General features: G+C 41.9%; 21 protein-coding genes and 2 tRNA genes. 11 read left to right on the forward strand and 12 right to left on the reverse strand.

The annotated features are described in order from the left end of the window. Nucleotides 1–7: 7 nt before the first annotated feature. The 11 genes from nusB to AS005_RS02370 are packed head-to-tail and all read left to right on the forward strand — an operon-like array spanning nucleotide 8 to nucleotide 12040. A complete protein-coding gene (gene nusB, locus AS005_RS02320; RefSeq protein WP_101510072.1) occupies nucleotides 8–436 on the forward strand; it encodes a transcription antitermination factor NusB in 429 nt (142 codons plus the stop codon). An 11-nt stretch (nucleotides 437–447) separates the two neighbouring features. Further along, complete coding sequence (locus AS005_RS02325; protein ID WP_233186206.1) at nucleotides 448–2076, forward strand: formate--tetrahydrofolate ligase; 1629 nt, start codon at nucleotides 448–450, stop codon at nucleotides 2074–2076. Nucleotides 2077–2090: 14 nt separating this feature from the next. Continuing rightward, nucleotides 2091–2906, forward strand: coding sequence for a bifunctional 5,10-methylenetetrahydrofolate dehydrogenase/5,10-methenyltetrahydrofolate cyclohydrolase (locus tag AS005_RS02330; protein ID WP_101510074.1), 816 nt, complete (start codon nucleotides 2091–2093; stop codon nucleotides 2904–2906). Next, nucleotides 2903–4084, forward strand: a complete 1182-nt coding sequence (xseA, locus tag AS005_RS02335) for an exodeoxyribonuclease VII large subunit (RefSeq protein WP_101510075.1) — start codon at nucleotides 2903–2905, stop codon at nucleotides 4082–4084. Before AS005_RS02330 ends, xseA begins: the two co-directional genes overlap by 4 nt. A gap of 1 nt (nucleotide 4085) precedes the next feature. Then, the gene (locus tag AS005_RS02340; RefSeq protein WP_199203812.1) at nucleotides 4086–4310 is read left to right on the forward strand and encodes an exodeoxyribonuclease VII small subunit; all 225 of its coding nucleotides are present in this window, start codon (nucleotides 4086–4088) and stop codon (nucleotides 4308–4310) included. Further along, nucleotides 4276–6102 (forward strand): 1-deoxy-D-xylulose-5-phosphate synthase, encoded by a 1827-nt coding sequence (gene dxs, locus AS005_RS02345; RefSeq protein WP_101510076.1) that lies wholly within the window; start codon nucleotides 4276–4278, stop codon nucleotides 6100–6102. The genes AS005_RS02340 and dxs overlap by 35 nt, the downstream gene beginning before the upstream one ends. Further along, the gene (locus AS005_RS02350; RefSeq protein ID WP_101510077.1) at nucleotides 6099–6428 is read left to right on the forward strand and encodes an Asp23/Gls24 family envelope stress response protein; all 330 of its coding nucleotides are present in this window, start codon (nucleotides 6099–6101) and stop codon (nucleotides 6426–6428) included. Before dxs ends, AS005_RS02350 begins: the two co-directional genes overlap by 4 nt. A 16-nt stretch (nucleotides 6429–6444) precedes the next feature. After that, nucleotides 6445–8031, forward strand: coding sequence for a DAK2 domain-containing protein (locus AS005_RS02355; protein WP_101510078.1), 1587 nt, complete (start codon nucleotides 6445–6447; stop codon nucleotides 8029–8031). A 25-nt stretch (nucleotides 8032–8056) separates the two neighbouring features. Next, a complete protein-coding gene (locus AS005_RS02360; protein WP_233186207.1) occupies nucleotides 8057–9652 on the forward strand; it encodes a tetratricopeptide repeat protein in 1596 nt (531 codons plus the stop codon). Then, nucleotides 9645–10850 (forward strand): 2,3-bisphosphoglycerate-independent phosphoglycerate mutase, encoded by a 1206-nt coding sequence (locus tag AS005_RS02365; protein WP_101510080.1) that lies wholly within the window; start codon nucleotides 9645–9647, stop codon nucleotides 10848–10850. The genes AS005_RS02360 and AS005_RS02365 overlap by 8 nt, the downstream gene beginning before the upstream one ends. Then, a complete protein-coding gene (locus tag AS005_RS02370) occupies nucleotides 10847–12040 on the forward strand; it encodes a ComEC/Rec2 family competence protein (RefSeq protein ID WP_101510081.1) in 1194 nt (397 codons plus the stop codon). The genes AS005_RS02365 and AS005_RS02370 overlap by 4 nt, the downstream gene beginning before the upstream one ends. Here AS005_RS02370 and AS005_RS02375 read toward each other — a convergent pair. The 12 genes from AS005_RS02375 to AS005_RS02430 form a co-directional block, all read right to left on the reverse strand. Beyond that, nucleotides 11964–12413 carry a Fur family transcriptional regulator gene (locus tag AS005_RS02375; RefSeq protein WP_101510082.1) on the reverse strand — a complete coding sequence of 150 codons (450 nt, stop codon included), beginning with the start codon at nucleotides 12411–12413 and terminating at the stop codon, nucleotides 11964–11966. The genes AS005_RS02370 and AS005_RS02375 overlap by 77 nt on opposite strands. A gap of 21 nt (nucleotides 12414–12434) precedes the next feature. Next, nucleotides 12435–13469, reverse strand: coding sequence for a transcription termination factor NusA (nusA, locus tag AS005_RS02380; RefSeq protein WP_101510083.1), 1035 nt, complete (start codon nucleotides 13467–13469; stop codon nucleotides 12435–12437). A 12-nt stretch (nucleotides 13470–13481) separates the two neighbouring features. Beyond that, entirely contained in the window at nucleotides 13482–13934 is a 453-nt protein-coding gene (rimP, locus tag AS005_RS02385; protein WP_101510084.1) for a ribosome maturation factor RimP, read from the reverse strand. Nucleotides 13935–13992: 58 nt separating this feature from the next. Continuing rightward, a tRNA-Ser gene (locus tag AS005_RS02390) sits at nucleotides 13993–14083 on the reverse strand. A gap of 53 nt (nucleotides 14084–14136) precedes the next feature. Then, on the reverse strand, nucleotides 14137–15438 hold the full coding sequence (locus AS005_RS02395) for a glycoside hydrolase family 32 protein (protein ID WP_101510085.1): 1302 nt from the start codon (nucleotides 15436–15438) through the stop codon (nucleotides 14137–14139). After that, nucleotides 15439–16212, reverse strand: a complete 774-nt coding sequence (suhB, locus tag AS005_RS02400) for a bifunctional fructose-1,6-bisphosphatase/inositol-1-monophosphatase (RefSeq protein WP_101510086.1) — start codon at nucleotides 16210–16212, stop codon at nucleotides 15439–15441. It abuts the gene before it with no gap. 52 nt (nucleotides 16213–16264) lie between these two features. Beyond that, a tRNA-Val gene (locus tag AS005_RS02405) sits at nucleotides 16265–16339 on the reverse strand. Between the two features lie 32 nt (nucleotides 16340–16371). Beyond that, nucleotides 16372–17328, reverse strand: a complete 957-nt coding sequence (locus AS005_RS02410) for a SufD family Fe-S cluster assembly protein (protein ID WP_101510087.1) — start codon at nucleotides 17326–17328, stop codon at nucleotides 16372–16374. Then, nucleotides 17325–18056 (reverse strand): ABC transporter ATP-binding protein, encoded by a 732-nt coding sequence (locus tag AS005_RS02415; RefSeq protein ID WP_199203813.1) that lies wholly within the window; start codon nucleotides 18054–18056, stop codon nucleotides 17325–17327. The genes AS005_RS02410 and AS005_RS02415 overlap by 4 nt, the downstream gene beginning before the upstream one ends. A gap of 34 nt (nucleotides 18057–18090) precedes the next feature. Next, nucleotides 18091–18708: a CDP-alcohol phosphatidyltransferase family protein gene (locus tag AS005_RS02420; protein WP_101510089.1), complete on the reverse strand. Its 618-nt coding sequence runs from the start codon at nucleotides 18706–18708 to the stop codon at nucleotides 18091–18093. Then, nucleotides 18702–19430, reverse strand: a complete 729-nt coding sequence (locus AS005_RS02425; protein ID WP_101510090.1) for a sugar phosphate nucleotidyltransferase — start codon at nucleotides 19428–19430, stop codon at nucleotides 18702–18704. Before AS005_RS02425 ends, AS005_RS02420 begins: the two co-directional genes overlap by 7 nt. A gap of 42 nt (nucleotides 19431–19472) precedes the next feature. Further along, entirely contained in the window at nucleotides 19473–20621 is a 1149-nt protein-coding gene (locus AS005_RS02430; protein WP_101510091.1) for an inositol-3-phosphate synthase, read from the reverse strand. Nucleotides 20622–20900 lie beyond the last annotated feature (279 nt).

A 20900-nucleotide genomic window follows, 5' to 3' on the forward strand; every position in this document is an offset into this window, starting at 1 on the left:
TCAAGATATGAAAACACCGAGGCGAAGAATGAGGCTTGCTGTCTTCAAAACACTTTTTCAGCATGAATTCAGAAAAGACGAGGATGTGGAACAGATTCTTGAGGAAATACTGGACGATAGTTATGATGAAAAAGCAAAAAGTGATGCTCGACGTTACATTCGAGGGATAAAAGAAAACCTAGAAAAAATAGATGAACTCATCTCCCGGTATCTTGAGAGATGGACGTTGGATCGCCTCTCAGCTGTTGATAGAAATATATTGAGGCTTGGTTGCTACGAGCTTCTCTATGAAAAAGATGTTCCTATAGAAGTAACGATAGACGAAGCTATCGAAATTGCCAAAAGATATGGTACCGAGAACAGTGGAAAATTTGTCAACGGTATTCTCGACAGGATAGCAAAAGAACATGCACCAAAAGAGAAATTCGAATTGTGAGGGTGAAAACAATGTTACCAATTGAAAAAATTGCGGAAGAATTGGGAATAGAAAAGGATTATCTATTCCCATATGGTCGTTATATTACAAAAATAGACCACAGACTATTGAAAAACCTCAAAGATAAAGATTGTGGAAAGCTTGTTCTCGTCACCGCAATCACTCCCACACCAGCAGGTGAGGGCAAAACAACCACAAGCATTGGACTCTCAATGGCGCTCAATCTTTTGGGAAAAAAATCGGTGGTCACTCTTCGTGAGCCCTCACTTGGACCCACTCTTGGATTGAAGGGCGGAGCCACTGGAGGAGGAAAATCAAGAGTTCTTCCTGCAAATGAGATAAATCTTCACTTCACTGGTGATATACATGCCGTAGCTTCTGCTCACAACTTACTTTCTGCTATCATAGATTCTCATATAAAACACGGGAATGAACTCGGTATAGATTTGACGAAGATCTTTTGGAAGAGAACAATGGATATGAACGATCGTTCATTGAGAAAGATCGTAGTTGGACTAGGAGGATCTCCGAACGGTTTCCCCAGAGAGGATGGATTTATAATAACCGCCGCATCGGAGATCATGGCGATTTTGAGTTTGGCAAAAGATTTGAAAGATTTGAAAGAAAGGATCGGGAGGATAGTTGTAGCTCTTAACTCGAAAGGAGAATTGATAAAAGCATCTGATCTTAATATCCAAGGAGCAATGACTGTTCTCTTAAAAGATGCGTTGAATCCAAACCTTGTTCAAACATCTGAAGGAACACCTGCCTTTGTTCATGGGGGTCCATTCGCCAATATCGCCCACGGAACAAATTCTCTTATCTCGACGGAGTTGGCTTTAAGACTCGGTGAGTACACTGTGACAGAATCTGGCTTTGGAGCTGATCTGGGAGCTGAAAAGTTCATAGATTTCGTTTCACGTGTAGGAGATTTGTATCCGAACGTAGTGGTGATTGTTGCGACGATCCGTGCTCTAAAATACCATGGAGGAGTCGATTTGAAAAATGTTCAAGAAAAAAATATAGAGGCTTTAGAACGGGGTTTTGAAAACTTAAAAGTACATGTAGAAAATCTGAAGAAGTTCAATCTGCCAGTTGTCGTGGCTTTGAACAAATTTGAAACTGATACCAACAAAGAGATCTCTTTTGTTGCGGAAAAATGTGAAAAACTTGGTGTCAAGGTGGCAATCAGTGAGGTTTTCGAAAAGGGCGGAGAAGGTGGGCTAGATCTTGCAAAGTTAGTTGTGGAGTCGGTGACAAATAGGAAACCCAGTTTTCTATATGATTGGGAAGATCCTCTTGAGAAAAAGATAGAAGTACTTGCAAAAGAAATCTACAGAGCAGGTGCGGTCGAATACACAGATGAAGCACGAAAGGCATTGAGATTCATCAAAAAACACGGTTTTGAAGGGTTGCCTATTATAGTCGCCAAAACTCCAAAGTCTATTTCTCACGATCCGAAACTCAGAGGAGCCCCCAAAGATTACACCTTCGTTGTGAGAGACGCTTACGTTTCTGCTGGAGCGGGTTTCATTGTAATCCTTTCAGGAGACGTGAACTTGATGCCTGGCCTTCCAAAAAATCCCAACGCTTTGAGCATGGATGTAGACGAAGATGGAAACATTCTAAACGTTCTGTGAGGGAGGAAAAAGGTGTGTGGATAGACTGTAAACCCCTGGCGAAGGCGATCGAAAAGAACATAAAAGAAAGAATAAACTCTTTAAACATCACACCGAAACTCGTCAGTGTGGTGAGTAAGGATGATCCATCTATAATGTCTTATCTAAAGTCCCAAGGGAAAAAAGCAGAAAAGTTGGGAATAAGTTTCGAGGTAATAAAAGTTCCTCCGAAAAGTCTTCTTTCCTCATTGAATGAACTTGCTAAAGATAAGAGTGTAAGTGGAATTTTCATTGCAAGACCTCTACCGGAAGAGTTAGAAGAAAAAGATGTTTTCGCCGCTGTACCTGTTGAAAAAGATGTTGAAGGGGTTAACCCTGCAAACCTTGGATCACTGATTTACGGCGAGGAACTTTTTCCACCTTGTACCGCTGAAGCGGTTGTGAAAATACTTGAAAACGTCACTGAACTTCCAGGTAAGAGAATTACAATAGTAGGAAGAAGTGTGACAGTTGGAAAACCCCTTTCGATAATGCTTCTCAAAAGAGGAAGGGATGCTACCGTCACGGTATGTCATTCAAAGACACAAAATCTAGTAAAGCTTACTAAGGAAAGCGATATAGTCGTCGTGGCAGTTGGAAAAGCACACTTTTTGAAGAAAGAGATGGTGAAAGAAGGAGCAGTGGTGATAGATGTTGGCATAAACTATGTGAATGGAAAATGGTGTGGAGATGTTGATCCCTCTGTGGAAAGGGTGGGGTATGTAACACCAGTCCCGGGTGGCGTGGGACAGATCACGACCATCTTACTGTTCGATCATGTCGTGAGAGCGGCAGAGAGGCAGACAGGATGAACGGGTACACTTACTCCGTTACGGAAATAAGTGAGTATATAAAAAAACTTATAGAAGGGGATCCGTACCTCACCAACGTGAGTGTTTATGGTGAAATTTCTAATGTGCGCCCTAGAAAGGGCCATATTTTTTTCTCACTGGTCGATCAAAATGCCAAATTGGACTGTGTCCTGTTCGGCGGAGACAATATGGGGATCCATCTTCAAGAGGGAAGGATAGCAATCGTTGAAGGAAGCATGAGTGTTTACATCCCTCATGGGACGTATCGATTCATCTGTTCGAGTATCAGGTATCTCAATCATATGGGACTTTACCAGATAAAATTTGAAACAACTTTGAAAAAACTTGTCGAAGAGGGTTTGCTTTCTCGTACTAAGAAGGCCCTTCCCAGATTTCCAAAAAGAATAGGTGTCATTACATCGAGAGACTCTGCAGCTTTCCAAGACGTGGTAAGGACAGCAAAAGAGAGAAAAGCCCCTGTTGAGATCTACCTTTTTCACACCTCGGTTCAAGGAGAGTCAGCCAAGGAGGAATTGATAAAGGTGTTGAGGAAAGTAAACGAATACGATTTGGATCTTGTTTTGATAGTCAGGGGTGGTGGTTCGAAGGAAGATCTTTGGGTGTTCAACGAAGAAGAAGTGGTAAGAGAAATATTGAAAGTAAAGCATCCTGTTGTGACGGGTATTGGACATGAAGTAGACCACGTCATAGCCGATTTGGTGGCAGACGTTTCGATGCATACTCCCACAGGTGCCGCCGAATTCGTTCTTCCCGATTTCAGCAGGATTCACGAAGATCTAGAGAAGCTCTTTGAAAGAGCAAAAAACGCTCTTCTTGAAAATATCGATCGGACTGAGGAAAAACTCAACATGTTTTACCGCTATCTTCTTTCGATAGGAAGAAAGAAGAGCGAAATAAACAAATTGCTGTCGGAAAAAGTCAAAGAATTGACTGCAAGGCTCAGAAAATCTCTTTTGAATTTCTTCAAACGAAACCAGGAAAAATTAGATCATCTCTCCAGAATGCTTGAAAATTTGAATCCTTTGAAACCTCTCGAAAAGGGGTTCGTTTTGGTTAGAAAGAACGGCGAAATTGTGAAAGAAGCTTCTAAGTTACAATCTGGAGAAATCGTAGAATTCGTCTTCAAAGACGGTCAGAAAAAAGCGAGGGTGATATGAAGTGGAATTCGAAAAAATGATGAAAGAACTAGAAGAGATAGTGAATAGATTGGAAAATGAAGATTTACCTCTAGAGGAATCAGTTCGTCTCTTTGAAAAAGGAATGAGACTTTACAAAAAATGTAAAGAGGTTCTTCAAAAAGAGCGCTTGAAGATAGTGGACGTTTTAAAAGAATTGGAAGGTGATGAGGATGCTGTTGGACGAAATCAGGAAGATGACTTATGAAGAGTTGAGCGAGCTCGCCGAAAAAATACGAAAGAAAATCGTGGACGTCGTGATGAAAAATGGAGGTCATCTTGCTTCAAATCTGGGAACGGTGGAACTGACTCTAGCTCTGTATCGCGTTTTCGATCCCCGAGAAGATGCCATCATCTGGGATACAGGACATCAAGCCTACACCCACAAAATTCTCACGGGACGCGATGAGATGTTTCACACAATAAGAACATTCGGTGGTCTCAGTGGTTTCGTCACAAGAAGAGAGTCTCCTCTAGATTGGTTCGGAACCGGTCACGCAGGAACCTCCATAGCGGCTGCACTGGGCTTTGAAAAGGCGTTCGAGTTTCTCAAAGAAAAAAAGCAAGCGGTTGTCATCATAGGAGACGGTGCTCTAACATCCGGGATGGCACTTGAAGCACTGAATCAGATGAAAAATCTGGGTTCTAAGTTGAGAATCATTCTCAATGACAATGGAATGTCCATATCGGAGAATGTAGGAGGACTCGCATATCACCTTTCGAAATTGAGGACGAGCCCGGTTTACCTAAAGGGAAAAAAGGCTTTGAAAAGAATTCTCGAGAAAACAGAGATAGGTTTCAGTGTAGAAGAAGAAATGAAGTATCTCAGAGATAGTTTGAAAGGTGTCATACAAGGGAATAATTTCTTCGAAGCCATCGGTTTGAAATATTTCGGTCCGTTCAATGGTCACAACATAGAAATCCTTGAGAAAATCTTGAAAAGAATAAAAGATTACGATTATCCAGTGGTTGTTCATGTGGTGACAAGGAAGGGAAAAGGTTTTCCAACAGCAGAAGAAGATCCTACAAGGTATCACAGTGCTTCTCCTGTTGGCAAGCCAGAACGTCTTTCCTATAGCTCACTTCTTGGACACACTGTTTCAAAGATCGCAGAAAGAGATAAAAGGATAGTAGCTATTACTGCTGCTATGGCTGATGGCACGGGACTTTCTGTATTCCAGAAAAGACATCCTGATCGCTTCTTTGACCTTGGAATAACTGAACAAACGTGTGTCACCTTCGGAGCTGCTCTTGGTCTTCAGGGAATGAAACCCGTTGTTGCTATTTATTCCACATTTCTTCAGAGAGCGTACGATCAACTCATTCACGATGTAGCCCTTCAGAATGCACCTATTCTCCTTGCAATAGACCGCTCTGGAGTAGTAGGAGAGGATGGTCCCACACATCATGGTCTTTTCGACATAAACTATCTTTTACCCATACCAAACGTGAAAATCATCTCCCCTTCATCTCCGCAGGAGTTTGTGAATGCAATCTACACGGTGCTGAAAAATCTTAATGGGCCAACTGCTGTGAGATATCCCAAAGAATCCTTCCATGGAAATCTCGAGGAATTGCTTTCTAACATGAAAGAAATAGACCTCGGGTGGAAAGTAATCAAGAAAGGAAAGGACGCCGCTGTGATAGCCACTGGTACCATTTTGGACGAAATCGTGAAGATTCCTTTGAATGTGACAGTTGTCAACGCTTTGACAATAAAACCTTTGGATATACGCGTGTTGAAAGAAATCGCTCAAAATCATGAACTCATATTCACAGTTGAAGAGGCAATGAAAATAGGAGGATTTGGTTCCTACGTGGCTCAGAGACTTCAGGAAATGGGATGGAAAGGAACCGTGGTAAACATCGGTGTGGATGACCATTTTGTACCTCATGGAAGCAGAAAAGAAGTTTTAGAGATGCTGGGGCTCAACGCAGAAGAACTTATGAAAACTATGCTAACATATATTAAGGTCAAGAGTAGGGAGGGGAAACTATGAAAATCATGCTCCAGAACGGAGAACTTGAAATAACGGTTGAAGCATTGAAAAAGATCGTGTATTTGGCTACTGCAGAAAGTTATGGAACAGTTGGTTTGGGGGATTCTCGATCTTTCTTTGAGAAGATCTTCGGTGGGGACAGAGGTATCAAGATTGAAGAACTCGAGGATTCTTCCTTGAACGTGGATGTTTACATCGAAGTCGAATATGGTGTGAACATCAGGGAGGTTGCCAAAAACATAGCAGACAACGTGGCTCACAAGTTGAAGACTTTAGCTGGGTGCGAGAAATTGAACATAACTGTTCATGTGGTAGGAATCAAGTGAAACGGAGGTAGAGAACTTGAAAAAGATCACAGGAAGATTCTTAAAAACGATTATCAAAAAAGCGACGGAGAATCTCCTAAAACATAAAGATGAAATCAATGCTTTGAATGTGTTTCCGGTTCCCGACGGGGACACGGGTTCCAACATGTCCTCTACCATGTTGGAAGCGTGTAAATATATTGACAACACTGATTCCGAAAATCTCACAGAAGTGTGGAGGGCCATCAAAGAAGGAGCCTTGATGGGAGCTCGGGGGAATTCAGGAGTCATTCTTTCGCAGATATTGAGAGGAATGGCAGATGCGTCTCCGGAAGATTTTATCACCCCACGGGATGTCGTAAGAATGATATCCAACGCCCGAAAAATTGCTTACAGTGCCGTTATGAGACCTGTGGAAGGTACGATGTTGACAGTCATAAGAGAACTCGATGAAAAGCTAAAGAACAAATCTTTTGAAACCTTTGAGGAGTTGTTCGATTGGATCGTTGAAACGGTGAAAGATACTGTGAGTAAAACTCCTCGCATGCTTCCGAAACTCAAAGAAGCGGGGGTTGTGGATGCAGGTGCGAAGGGACTTTATTACATCTTCGAAGGAATGAGAGACGCTATAAAAGGCGATATTGAAGTGAACCTGGAGCAAGTGGAACAAGCGTCCGTCGAAGAACTTCAAAAAATGGCTCTCGAAGAGATTACAAATCAATACTGTACAGAAGTAGCAGTCAGGAGAAACCGGGTGTTTGAAAAATCTGAATTGGAACATTTTCTAAATGAGATAGGTGATTCAGTTGTTCTTGTCGAACAGGATGACCTTTTTAGGCTTCACGTTCACACGAACCATCCCGGTCAAGTCTTAGAAAAGGTCTTGGAGTTCGGTGAAATAGTGAAAGTGAAGATAGATAACATGAAACTTCAACATGAACACATTATCTCGGCCCAAATCGAAAAAGAAGTTGGAGTCGTAGCGGTTTCTCCGGGGAGAGGCATTTCAGAGATTTTGAAGGGTTTGGGGGTAGACGTCGTTGTGCCAGGTGGACAAACCATGAACCCTAGTTTCGCTGACTTGAAAACTGCAGTTGAACAAACGCACGCCAAAGTTGTTTTTCTGTTTCCAAACAATGCAAATGTTCTTCTCACGGCAAAACAAGTGGCAGAAACTATCGATGATCGAGAGGTAATCGTCATTCCAACCTCTTACGTTCAAGAATGCGTAGCTGCGATGATAGAGTACGATCCAGATGAAGAACCCTCCGATCTTGTGAAGAGATTCGAGGAAGCTATAAATCAATGTGTTCCTATTTCCATAACTAAAGCTGTAAGAGATTCTAAATACGGAAGAAAACGTATAAAGAAAGGAGAATACCTCGTCTTTGTGAAAAAAGAACTCGCAGCTCATGGATTCGATCTCACTAAGGCTCTAAAAGCTGTTCTGGAAAAAGAAAACGCAAGAGAAAAAGAAATTCTCACAGTCTTTCTCGGAGACAATTACAGAAAGTCTGAACTCGAGTCGATACAGAAGCTTATTGGTGAAGAGTTTCCAAACTTAGATCTCGAAATCCACGAAGGAGAGCAACCACATTATCCGTTTTTGATACTTCTACAATGAGAGGTGACAAGGTATAAAAGCGATCGTGTATCTTCCTTTGGATCCAGACAAGGCAAAGCAGAATAACCTCCCGATAAAACTCCCTATTTTAGTGGAAGATCTTCCTAGAGTAGTGGAAGAGGACCGTATACCCCTCGATGTGATATTGAGGGGATTAGAAGCCCAGTACGAAGTTTCAAAAGATGAATACTACAAGAGTTATTATGTGTTTTTTCTCTACGAAAAATTCAAACGAGCCCTTCGCGAAGGAAACTTGAATGAAGCCGAAAAAATTTTGGAAAAGGCAAGAAGTGTGGAACACGATTATCGCTATCACTTTTACAAAGGGTTACTCCTGAAGCATCGAGGAGATCTGGGAACAGCAGAGGTAGAAATGAAAATTGCCATTTCAATGAACGAGTATTTTGCACCTGCCTATTTTGAACTTGCGAACATCTTAAGTGAAAAGGATGAGACAGAAGATAGCCTTTTGTTTTATGAAAAAGCTTATGAAGTCAACAAAGAATTTCTTTTACCACTTTTGAAAAAAGGAGATATTTTGCTGAAAGAAGGGAGATTGGAAGAAGCCATCGAAGAGTACAAGAGAATAATCGAAAAAGATCCCAACTTTGTAGAAGTTTACGAGAGATTGGGAGTTATATACAATCAACTACAAAGGTTCAAAGAAGCAGAAAAATTTTTTAGAAAGGCTCTAGAGATAGAAGAAAGAGATCATGTGAAGTTCAATCTTTCCTACACTCTCATAAAGCTTGGAAAACTTTTTGAAGCGCTTGGAATCCTGAAAGAATTACACAAAAAAAATCCTGACGATCCAATGGTGGCAAACGAATACGGCCTCCTCCTAAAAACACTTGGGTTGTACGAAGAAGCCCTAGAAGTTTTTGAAGATGCTTACAGCAAACATAAGGATGAAGAAATTTTGAAATACAACTACGCATCTGTTCTCCTGCATTTCGACAAAGGAACGGCTGTATCAATTCTCTCTGAGATTACCGGAGAGCTGAAAGAAAAGGCTGAACACCTTATCTCCCTTGTGGAAAGTAACGTAAAAATTCCACATTACGAAGAATTCGATTGGTTGAAAGATTACCTGTTCGAAGGAACGCTCGACGTGGTTGCTCTAGCAGAAGATTTGAGTTCTTCCAATGAGGAGGTTCAAAACAGGATAGAGAAACTCAGAAAAGGAGATTTTCCCTCTTACGACACAAAAATAGATACTTCTGAGATGCTGGAAACGATTCTGGGAATAATTTTTGTGTCACCAGATATCTTTAAAATGGAGGAGAACGTTGTAAAATTCGTTTCTGCATTCTTTGGAAGTTCAACCATGATTGCCGCATCGGTCGCTCTTGTAAGAGTTGTTCAATATCTTCTAGCATTCGGTGACATATTTGTAGAAGATCTCATGAAAGAGCTGGTCTTTGAAACACAAGATATAAACTGGCAATTCTCATTGAGGCTTTCAAGATTCAGATACACTGACAAATTCGATCTCAACAAATTTTCAGATCTTCTGATAGCACTGCTGCAATCACTCGAACAGGGCACACCCGTTGTGGACGATGAAAGACTAAAATATGTGATGGAAAAATTACACAGGAGGAGGGATGTCGATGTTTGATAAACAAGAGTTCGTATCGAAACTTGTCACAAAAAATGAAACAAAAATCGTTCTGCTTGTGATGGATGGATTAGGAGATATCCCTGTGAATGGAAAAACACCCCTTCAGGCTGCCAACACTCCAAATCTCGACGATCTTGCAAAAGAAAGTGATTTGGGACAAACAATACCCGTTCTTCCAGGCATAACCCCTGGAAGCGGACCAGGCCATCTTTCATTATTCGGATACGACCCTATAAAGTATCAAATCGGAAGAGGTATCCTCGAGGCACTCGGTATAGGCGTGGAAGTTGATGAAAAAGATGTGGTTGCCAGAGCGAACTTTGCCACATGGGATGGGAAAGTCGTACTCGATAGAAGGGCGGGAAGACCGGCTACAGAGGAATCTGCCAGAGTAGTGCAGCTTCTTTCCGAAAAGATTAAGGAGATAGAAGACGTTAAGATAACTTTTTATCCAGGAAAAGAACATAGATTTGTTGTTAAATTCACAGGTGAAGGGCTTGGAGATAAAGTAACAGACGCGGATCCTCAAAAGGAAGGCCATCCCATGGTTTGGGCAGAAGGCTTGGATGAACCTTCGAAAAAAACCGCTAGAATTGCAAACGAATTGATCAAGAAAATAGCGGAGGTTCTGAAGGATAACCCAAAGATAAATTTTGCTCTCATTAGAGGATTTTCCAAGTACCCCGATCTTCCAAAATTTCCAGAGATTTATAAAATGAAGGCTGGAGCCATCGCTACGTATCCAATGTATAAAGGTCTCGCAAAACTCGTAGGAATGGAGATCATAGAAACTGGACAGACGATCGCAGACGAGATACAAACCTTGAAGGAAAAGTGGAACGATTATGACTTTTTCTATGTTCACGTCAAGAAGACTGATTCTTATGGTGAAGATGGAAAATACGAAGAAAAGGTGAAAGTAATCGAAGAAGTTGATAAAGTGATTCCAGAGATTCTTTCTTTGAATCCAGATGTTTTTGTCGTCACGGGAGACCATTCTACACCTGTGCCCTTGAAAGCACACAGTTGGCATCCCGTACCGATTCTGATCAGATCGAAGTACACAAGGAGAGGGCTCTCTCAAGCTTTCAACGAATACGAATGTGCCCGTGGAACGCTTGGAACGATTCACGCAAGTGATGTCATGACCCTTGCTCTTGCATACGCCGGAAGGTTGGAGAAGTTCGGAGCATGATACTGGTATTCCTTTCTTTATGCTTGGGGGCGCTGCTAAGCGCCCTTTACCATTTTCCATGGTATTGGTACTTGCTGTTCTCCATTGGACTACTTCCATGGTCATTTTTCCGAAGAAAAAACAAGGAACCTTTGCTTATCGTATCTTCTTTTCTCCTCGGGGCTTTTCTTTTTTCTCTCAACGTTTTACCATCTGGAGAGTACGAGATCGTAGGTTTCAAGGTTGGTTCACGTATAACAAGCGGGAGAGTGTTCCGAGATGGAAAATGGAGAAAGGTTCGTTCTATGAAAATCGATTCGTCCGAAGAGGGTTACATCTATGCTGTCGGATATTTTGACGGAAAAGTTTTTCATCCAACTTATGTGAAAACAGTCAATAAACCTTCTTTGAAAACTCTGAAAAAATCCTTTTCTGAGAAATTATCTGGTTCTGCTGTTTCTTTACTTTTCGGAGAAAAGAACAGTGAGATATACAAAAGCGGTTTGGGACATTTTTATGCAGTGTCAGGGCTTCACATTGGAATCGCTTTTTCACTGTACACAACCGTTGTTTCTTTCTTCACTTGGAGGAGAGATATCCAGGAAAGTGTCGCCTTATTACTCTTGATCCCGTATGTGTTTTCTGTGGGAACTCCTTCTGTTATGAGAGCTTATCTGACGCTCGGGATGTGGAAAATCTTTCAAGCATTAGAATTCAAAACCACTTCCTCTTACATTACAGCAACGGTGGGATCTTTCATGATTCTACTGGATCCCACCGTGGTCTTCTCTCCCTCTTTTCTGTTATCGTTTTTTGTAACGTTGTGTATCCTAAACTCAAAAGGCATTTTCGACTTAACAATAAAAGCTTACTTATCTGCTCTCCCTTTTCTTTGTCTATTTTTTGGAGAGACTAACATTTCAACTTTGCTATTTTCCGTTCCTGTCTCCCTCATGATAATACCCGTAACGTGGTTTGCTCATTGCTCTTTCTTTTTGTTTTTGATAGGTCTGAAAGCTCCTGCCGCTCTCATGGCAAAATTTGCAAATGTACTGGCGATACCTTTGGACACAACTGTCAGATTGGCAAACTTGTTTCCTGTTATTCCTCTTCCAAAATTTCTTTATTTTATACTTATCTTGATCCCTCTTTCTCTGCTCTTTGACATTCGGGACATATTCCATAGAATTTCAAATCGTGCCAGTTTATGATGTACCCTGTTTTTTCTGAGATCTCAGACACAATTTTTTCCACTTGATCAGATTGAATCTCCATTATCTTTCCACATTTCTGGCAAATCACGTGTTGATGAGATTCTCGTGATGTCCTATCGACAAGTTCGTATCTATAGAGCCCTTCGCCAAAATTCAGCTTCCTCAAGAACCCAAGCTCCACTAGAAGTTCCACTGCTCTGTAAACCGTTGCTTTGCTTATCCTAACATTCCTGTTCAAAAGTTCCCTGTAGACTTCTTCAACACCCAAATGTTTCCCTCGAGACTCAAGGAATATCTTGAGGATCATCTCCCTTTGTGCTGTGATTCTGTATTTTCGCTTTTTCAGTTCATTTCTGAGTTCTTCGTACATTGGAGCACCTCCTCTACAATTTCATAAGTTCATGATAGGCTTGATATCGATCTTCCATCCCGTTAGTTTTGCTGCAAGTCTTGCGTTTTGCCCACCTTTTCCTATGGCCAAAGAAAGTTGAGTGGGCGGCACTAGAACACGTGCTGCTCTGTTTTCTTTATCGAGAATCTCTACCTCTATGACAGTAGCGGGCGCAAGAGCGTTTGCTATCAACTGTTTGGGATCATCGGACCACTTCAAAACATCGAGTTTTTCGCCTTTGAGTTCCCGGAGTATGGCCGCTATTCTTGCCCCTCCTTCACCTATACAGGCTCCGATTGGATCCACGTTAGGATTGTTTGACATCACAGCAACTTTCGTCCTCACCCCAGGTTCCCTAGCGATAGCTTTTATTTCCACTATTCCATTCTCTATCTCTGGTATTTCCAACTTCATCAAACCCAAAATGAACTCAGGAACCCTTCTACTAACCAGTATTTTGGGGCCTTTGGTGGTCTTTACAACATCGAGTATGTAAACTTTCACCAAATCACCTGGATTTATTTCTTCTCCAGGAATCCACTCTTTCTTTGGTAATCTCGTTTCAAGCTTTCCTATCCTGATGTCCGCCCATTCTCCCGTTACCCTTATAACCTCAGCAGTAGTCACCGTTCCCTTAAGCTCAGAGTATTTCTCAAATTGCTTTTCTTTCTCAAGTTCTCTGATTCTTTGAATGAGGACTTGCTTAGCCGTTTGGGCAGCTATCCTTCCAAAATTCTTGACGTTGAGTTCCTTCTTAACGATGGAACCTATTTCGGCAGACGGTTCAAACTTCCTTGCTTCTTCCAGTGAAATTTGAGTTGTTGGATCCTCCACTTCTTCTACTACTTCAAGAAGCTGATACACCTTTATATTCCCAGTGTTTCTGTCTATCACAACTTCAACGTTTTTCGAGCTTCCAAAATTCTTCCTGTACGCACTCACCAACGCTTTCTCCAATATGGGTATGACTTCTTCCTTGGAGATTCCCTTTTCTTCCTCCAACTGATCGAGGGCTTCGAGTAAACCTATGTTCATAACAACACCTCCTCAAAATTCTATTTCCAGGTTTGCTCTCTTCACGTCTTCGATATCTATCTCGTGCAATCCTTTTTCGTCAGATACGGTGATCGTTCCGTCGGAAAACGACTCAATTCTTCCTATGAACGTCTTACCATCCTTTGTGACTATTTTCGCAAGTTTTCCTACGAATCTGACGTAATCTTTCGGTCCCCTTAGAGGTCTGTCGAGCCCAGGCGAAGACACCTCAAGTGTGTAAGAGTGTGCTATGAAATCCTCTCTGTCCAAAAATTTTTCCAATTCTCTTGAGAATAACTCACAATCCCTTACACTCACGTATCCTACAGGGTTATCTATGATAATCCTGAGCACCCATCCTCTGCTTTCTCTCCTGTACTGGATATCAAAAATCTCCAATCCTTGTTCTTCTGCTATTCTTTCTGCTTCCTTTCTGACTTTCTCCACTACCATTTCCTCGAACACATTATCACCCACCCTTTAGTGAATGAAAAACCGGGACCAAGTAGTCCCGGTCTTTCTCTGGCGGAGAGGGTGGGATTTGAACCCACGGGTGGCTTTTGGCCACCACACGCTCTCCAGGCGTGCGCCTTAGACCCCTCGGCCACCTCTCCTCTCCACACCGTTGAAATATTATACACTCAATCACCGCTCTGTTCAAGTGGACTCATTCCAACCAAATGTTCTTCATTTTGTAAACCTCCAAACTTAGGGGTTCAGCTTTTACATCGATTATGTTGTAAGGGTACCTGGGATGAATTCTGAAGGAAAGCACCATCGAATTGTTTAAAAACACCTCCAGGGAACAACTATCTATGAAAATATCGATGTGATTTCGTTCTTTGAACTTTGCTCTAACTTTTTTCCTATCACCCTCGGAAATGCCGGAATTGGTCGTATCAATTACGAGATCCCCTTCGTTTGTACTTATCGCTATTTCTTCATTCGATTTATTTTTAAATACCACTTCAAGCCTTTCTTGAAAACTACAAACGACCTCGTAACTGTTCTCTTTCACATCTATCTTGTACGAACCCGGTGTCTCTATCTCCAAAATCTTCCTTCTTCTGAGACTCTTCAGTTCCTCAACCGGTTTTACCATCAATTCGCCATCCTTCAAATGCACTTCTCTCGGCAGGCTCATCACACCGTTCCAGCCTTCTTCTACCGTTGGATACTGTGCTTTCCAATTTTGAAGCCAACCGACAACTACTACCTTTTCGATTCCAAAAAACGTCTGAGCTGCGTAGAAATCAGTCCCATAATCCAAAAGATCTCTCTTTTCTGGAAAAAATTTTCCGTCCCTCATTTCCCCCAAAGCGTAAAACACACTGTTGTTTCTTGTCGTTGAGTAGATAAGAACTTCTTTCCCTCCTAGTTTTAAGAGATCAGGACATTCGATTTCCTTAGTACTCTTGTCCTCGAAAAGAATACCCTCATAATACCAGTGGATCAGGTCTTCGGAAAAGAAAAGGAGAACCTTACCTTCTTTCTCATTCATTCCAGCACCGATTACCATTTCCCATCTGTCACCGTTTTTCCTCACCTTCGGGTCACGAAACGCATGTGTTCCTGGTTCCGGGGATTTTGCGATCACTGGATTTCTCGTGTGTTCCTCGAAATTTATCCCATCTTTACTCATCGCTATACATTGAACTTCTTTCTCACCGATGTTGTGGCCCGGGTCCCTGTAATAAGTATAAAAAAGAACCATATTGCCATCTTTTTCAACAGCACTTCCCGAAAATACGCCGTGCGTCTTTTCCTTTGGATAGAGAGCAACAGGAAGATGCCTCCAATGGATCAAATCATCACTTACCGCATGTCCCCAATGAATATTTCCCCATTTGGTTTCCTTGGGATTGTATTGATAAAACATGTGATATTTGCCCTTCCAGAAAATCAACCCATTTGGATCGTTCATCCATCCTGTCACGGGAAAAAAGTGGTAATTTGGTTTGAAATGCATCTATAACTCCCCCTCAATTTCATGAACCACTTCATTGGTGATCTTCAGCACTTCTTCGTGAATGAGCCCATTGGAGAAAATGAAATTCTTTGAAAATACATTCACCTCTTTTCCGGCAAAGTCCGTTATTTTACCTCCCCCCTCTTTTACAATGATAAATCCGGCTGCTATATCCCAAGGATTTATTCTCCACGTAACAAAGAAATCAACCCTTCCTGCTCCTACGTAACATGCGTTTAAAGCAGCACTCCCCAAGATCCTTACTCGTCTTGTTCTTTTTTCCATTTTTCCAATGAATCTACCCGTAAAATCGACGTAACTTCCTGTGGATCCCACACATTCTTCGAGATTGGTGTTCTTTGACACATTTATCCTCTCTCCATTGAGATAGGCACCGTTTCCTTCTTCGGCGTAAAATGTTTCATTGAGCGCGGGAGCGTGAACGACCCCCATTTTCACTTCCCCGTTTTCAATGTAAGCAATGGATATGGAAAAGTTAGGTAAACCGTGAACAAAATTTATTGTTCCATCTATGGGATCTATTACCCAGAGCCTGTTTCCTTTTTCGAATATACCTTCTTCTGCCATTATACTGTCAGATGGAAACTTGCTTCTTATTTCTCTGACTATCATCTCTTGCGACTCTTTATCTATCTTCGTTACTATGTCCTTGAAACCTGTTTTCTTCTCCACCTCATCGACTCTTCCCCAATGGAGCATCAAAAAATGCCCCACCCTTCTCAGAAGTTTTATAGAGAAATTCAGTCTATCCAATTTCGATCCCTCCTCTCAAAAAAATTAATGGCTCCCTTCCCGGGAGCCCCTCTGGTGGGTGCGGCAGGATTCGAACCTGCGACCTCTTCCTCGTGAGGGAAGCGCTCTCCCCCTGAGCTACGCACCCGTCCGTTTATGGATTTTACAACAAATTGTGACTCATGTCAAAATCCCTTTTATTATCATTTCTGTTGCTTCTTCTTCTGTTAAGCCTTTTGCCATAAGAGTTTCAAGCTGTTTAGCATTAACCCTTCCTATGGAGGCCTCGTGGGTTAACTCTGAACTGTCGTTCTTCACCACAAGCACAGGTAAAGCTCTTACATCCACACCTTCTCCTTTCGTGATCTCCACACACTCCACATGTCCTTTCGTGTGAGGAGCATTTCCATAAACTTCGTTTATCACAGAAACTCTTGCTCTATTCAACGCAACTGCGTTCGTCTTTGCCAACCCCCTTGCTTCCTTTCCGTCGAGTTTCAAAACCTCTTTTATTTCCACGTCATCATCTTCTACGGCCTTCACTTTCGTGTAAAGTTCCCCAACAGCGCCTTTTTCCAGAGAAGCATCCATGAAAACCCTTAATGTGCCTATTCTGGTCTTCACGATGGTGAAAGTGTTTCTGTAAAAAGCTTTCTCTTTCACCTTGGCTACGGAACGTGTGATCAAGTTTATAGATCCCGTTTTACTGTGCATGTGTTCATCGTGATACTCCATCCAAGCTCCTTCTTCAAGTTCCACGTTCATCAAAGCATCATGAGTAAAATCTTCCGTCCACGGGAAGACACAGTGAGCCACAAAAATCGCTTTTGCGTTTTTTTCCAGTTTTATATTAAAAACAACCCTTTGAAATCCCTTCTTCTCCAGATATCCCGTGCACACATGAATTGGATACTCAACCACCGTTCTTTCCTTTATTTTCATATCTACCTGTACACCGTTTTCGATTCTTTTCGGAGTGAGCTCAACACCATCGATTCCATTCAATCCAATCACCTTATCGCCGTTTATTATTACCGAAGCGATTCTCCTGTCGAGAAATTTGGATACGTCACCTCCCGCCTTTTCATACGCTTTGGCGAGGGCTTCGAATTCTTTCCTGTAGTCTTTTACTATCATTCGATCATCTCCTTCTGAGGTTCGTTCGGGTGATCACACCTATCACAACTGCTTTTATAAAATTGAACGATGTCATCCGGTACTCCCTCTTTCAGAATAGCTCCGTGACAGATGAGATATGCGTAATCACTTTCGAGGGCTATCTCTTCTCGATGCGTAACCAATATAACAGACCCTCCATTGCTCACAAGTTCACTGAGAACGTTTTCTATCATCTCTAAACTCATGATATCGATCCCAGAATCTGGTTCATCTAAAATTGTGTATCTTGGTTTTAGGAGTAATATGCTAGCAAGTTCTACTCTTTTCCTCTCACCACCACTCAACTTTTCATCCACATATCTTTCTAGATAAAGATGGGGATTCAATCCCACAATTCTGAGTACCCGATAGAGTTCTTCATCAGGTACTGGCCTTCTTCCTCCTAAAGTTAGATAATCCTTGATTTTTATACCAGTGAAACGAGAGGGTTCTTGCCACATGAGGGTGATACCTCTTCTCGCGCGTTCTGTTACAGAGAAATCCGTTATATCCTCACCGTCTAGGAGAATCTTTCCTCTGGAGGGTCGGTAGCCCTCAAGCCCCATAATCAAGTAAGCCAAAGTGCTCTTCCCTGCACCGTTGGTTCCCAAAATTGCATAGACTTTTTGTTCTTCAAATTTGGCTTTTATTCCCTTCAAAATGGCTTTTCCTTCCACTTCATACCATACATCAACAAGTTCTAGCACGTTCATCACCTCAAGAAAAAGTCTAACATGAAATTCAACGATTCAGGAGAAGAAGCTCCACAAACTTTCCCACGGTGTAAATGTAAGATAGTATCGAGACAAAAACAAGAGCCGGGAGATACATTCCGAAAAGCGAAAAGATAAAAATCACAAAGAGTCGGACATCTCTTGAAGCAAAACCGGAAAGTCTTCCCATGAGGGCGGGATGTGTTCCAAAGACTTTTCCGGCACTATGAAGATAACTCACCATCAAACATCCGCTGATAGCAAAAAGCGACCATATTAACAAAGAAATAGTGACCCCACCTTCCATGGCTCCATAGATCGCCAACCCTAGGATGACTAAGATATCGACGAATCTGTCGAGCATGGTATCGAAGAATCCTCCCCAGTTTGAACTCATGTCTTTGGCGCGAGCAAGTTCTCCGTCGACACCATCCAATACGGATGAAATCTGAATCGTTATTCCAGCTAGCCAAGGTAACTTGAGAAGGTAGATGGGAAGCGCAGAAACTCCGATCAGAAAACTTATTAACGACATTTGATTCGGTGTTATATTCCAGTTTCTGCTGAGAATAAACTTCGTTATCTTCGTGGAAAATCTTCTGTTTATGAGAGAGGATACCCAACCATCAGTCGACTTTCTCAGCATGGTATCCCCTCCTTTATTCTCTGCATGAGTTCGAACACTTCATCTTTTAAATCTTTCGGTGAATCTATCTCTGTCCAAGAAACATCTTCAAAATCGAACGCCTTCACAATTAATCCCAAATCAACTGCTTTCTGTAAAACATGATAGAGAGATATTTCTTTTTCCCAGGAGAACGAATCTTTGAGGCGATAAACTTCGCGCGTCATGACGAAAACCCCGGTGTCATAAAAGTTATATTCAGTTATGTTCTTCCCTATTCTGATAATTCTACTGTCTTCGCCGACAAGAACTTTGCTTGCCTCATCTGGATCTATGAGATCCGATTTTTTGCTAACGCCGAGTTTTATATGAAATTCTTCGGGAGTAAAGGCGTTTTTCAAAGCTTCAGGGGGGAAGATAGAATCCCCACAAGCTAAAAAGAATTTGTCACACGTCACATATGGTTCACTTAGAAAGAAGGAGAAGGCGTTTCCAAGTTCTACTTTACTGTTTTCAACAACGACACCTTTCACACCGAGATCCTCTAGAACCTTTTCGCCAAAATTCTTGAACTCTCTTGAAACAACGAGGACGAATCTTTCAACACCGTTTTTTAGGAGTGAGATGATGGGGTATTTCACCAATTCACATCCATCGAATCTGTAAAACACCTTCGGTATATCTTTTGTGAGAGTTTTGAGTCTTTTCCCCATTCCCGATGCGAGTATCACCGCTTCTACCACCAGATCACCTCCACGATCAAAAAAAGGGGCAAAAGCCCCTTCTCACAGCCATTTTGGTTTCAAACCAGCCCAGATTCTCATTTTCTCGTAAGCTATGATCCTTGGTATGTTCTTCGCTTCCAATGGACCTGGATTCTTCATGTAGAAAGCGTTGATTGGGTACACGGTTCCGTACTCTCTTCTATCAAGAGCTATCTTCCCAAGTCTTACAAGATCCACTAAAAGACCTCCCAATGCAGGGCTGTCGTTTATCCTTCCGTTTATCATGAGTTCATCCGTCGCTCCGTTGAAACTCACATACTCTATGTGTACAGCTATGAATTTCTTATCTCCAAGTGGCTCAAGATATCCAGTGGGTTTTATATAGTGAGGAGCATCGTAACCAAGGATGTCCTTTACTATACTGGATTTGGTGAATTCTTTACTTTTGTTCTTTCCTTCGTCCGTGAGAGCCAAGAAATCCATGTTACCTCCTATGTTGAATTGCGCAACATCCTTTACGTACCTGTTTCTCTGGACTAGATGACTCAATACATCCGCTGTGAAGGGTGTGGCTCCCGTTGCTCCATCATCTCCGAGAACGATCAGTTTGTTTTCTTTTGCGAGTTCCACGAACGCCGGGTCGTTCGCTATGTAAGTTGGTATCACGTTTACAAAGACTGCTCCTCCTCTTTTGCTTGCGTATAAAGCTGCAGCATAAGCGTATACCTGTGTTGCGCTAAGTCTCTCTGTTTCGTTGTTTTCTATAGATTTCATCAAATCTTCTTTGTTATCGAACGGTTTGAACGCTTCAGTTGTACAAGTATTCACAATAACGTCTGGATCCAATTTGGTCCATTCGTCGACGAGCCTGTCGACCACTTCTTTCAGAGTCATTTTCTCCTCAAGCCCTTCAGCCTCAACGGGAAGTTTTTCCACACTTCCAAGATGGACACCTTGAGAAATGATAGGATCGTCTGAAAATGATTCCACATCGTTCCAATATCTTTTCACCACTTCACTGAGTTTTTTTCCTATCTTCGATTTGTCCACGTCGTAACTCCCAACGATCTTAATGTCTCCAAAACCAATGGGCAATTCATCGGCTAGAGGAACTCCATAAGGTTCAATCTCACCTTTCTTGAGTTTTTCAAGTCCAGCAACGAAGGTGCTAGCAACGTAACCTTGGCCAAGGATCAAAACTTTGACCATCGGTCATCACCTCCTGCTTTTTCTGATTTCTTCCAAACAGCTATCACGAAAGGGGGGATAAGGGAGAGTGTAATAAAAGCCATTTTTATTATACCATATCTTCACAATCATATATTTCGATTGCTTTTCACAAACGTTATTAAAACATAACAATTATTGTGATGAAAGTAACAATATGTTTTGCTCCTTATGGAGTAGAAAATAGAAGTTTTCGGAACTTTCGTAGAAAGCTGTGGATTCTCTTCACACGTAATTGCAAGTGATAAAATAGTGAGTGAA

Source organism: Thermotoga sp. KOL6, assembly GCF_002866025.1.
Lineage (GTDB): Bacteria > Thermotogota > Thermotogae > Thermotogales > Thermotogaceae > Thermotoga.

What these genes read in the sequence shown, in the direction of transcription:
- nusB (WP_101510072.1), top strand. Translation starts at nt 8, where the DNA reads ATGAAAACACCGAGGCGAAGAATGAGGCTTGCTGTCTTCAAAACACTT.
- AS005_RS02325 (WP_233186206.1), top strand. Translation starts at nt 448, where the DNA reads ATGTTACCAATTGAAAAAATTGCGGAAGAATTGGGAATAGAAAAGGAT.
- xseA (WP_101510075.1), top strand. Translation starts at nt 2,903, where the DNA reads ATGAACGGGTACACTTACTCCGTTACGGAAATAAGTGAGTATATAAAA.
- dxs (WP_101510076.1), top strand. Translation starts at nt 4,276, where the DNA reads ATGCTGTTGGACGAAATCAGGAAGATGACTTATGAAGAGTTGAGCGAG.
- AS005_RS02350 (WP_101510077.1), top strand. Translation starts at nt 6,099, where the DNA reads ATGAAAATCATGCTCCAGAACGGAGAACTTGAAATAACGGTTGAAGCA.
- AS005_RS02365 (WP_101510080.1), top strand. Translation starts at nt 9,645, where the DNA reads ATGTTTGATAAACAAGAGTTCGTATCGAAACTTGTCACAAAAAATGAA.
- AS005_RS02370 (WP_101510081.1), top strand. Translation starts at nt 10,847, where the DNA reads ATGATACTGGTATTCCTTTCTTTATGCTTGGGGGCGCTGCTAAGCGCC.
- AS005_RS02375 (WP_101510082.1), bottom strand. Translation starts at nt 12,413, where the DNA reads ATGTACGAAGAACTCAGAAATGAACTGAAAAAGCGAAAATACAGAATC.
- nusA (WP_101510083.1), bottom strand. Translation starts at nt 13,469, where the DNA reads ATGAACATAGGTTTACTCGAAGCCCTCGATCAGTTGGAGGAAGAAAAG.
- AS005_RS02395 (WP_101510085.1), bottom strand. Translation starts at nt 15,438, where the DNA reads ATGCATTTCAAACCAAATTACCACTTTTTTCCCGTGACAGGATGGATG.
- AS005_RS02410 (WP_101510087.1), bottom strand. Translation starts at nt 17,328, where the DNA reads ATGATAGTAAAAGACTACAGGAAAGAATTCGAAGCCCTCGCCAAAGCG.
- AS005_RS02420 (WP_101510089.1), bottom strand. Translation starts at nt 18,708, where the DNA reads ATGCTGAGAAAGTCGACTGATGGTTGGGTATCCTCTCTCATAAACAGA.
- AS005_RS02430 (WP_101510091.1), bottom strand. Translation starts at nt 20,621, where the DNA reads ATGGTCAAAGTTTTGATCCTTGGCCAAGGTTACGTTGCTAGCACCTTC.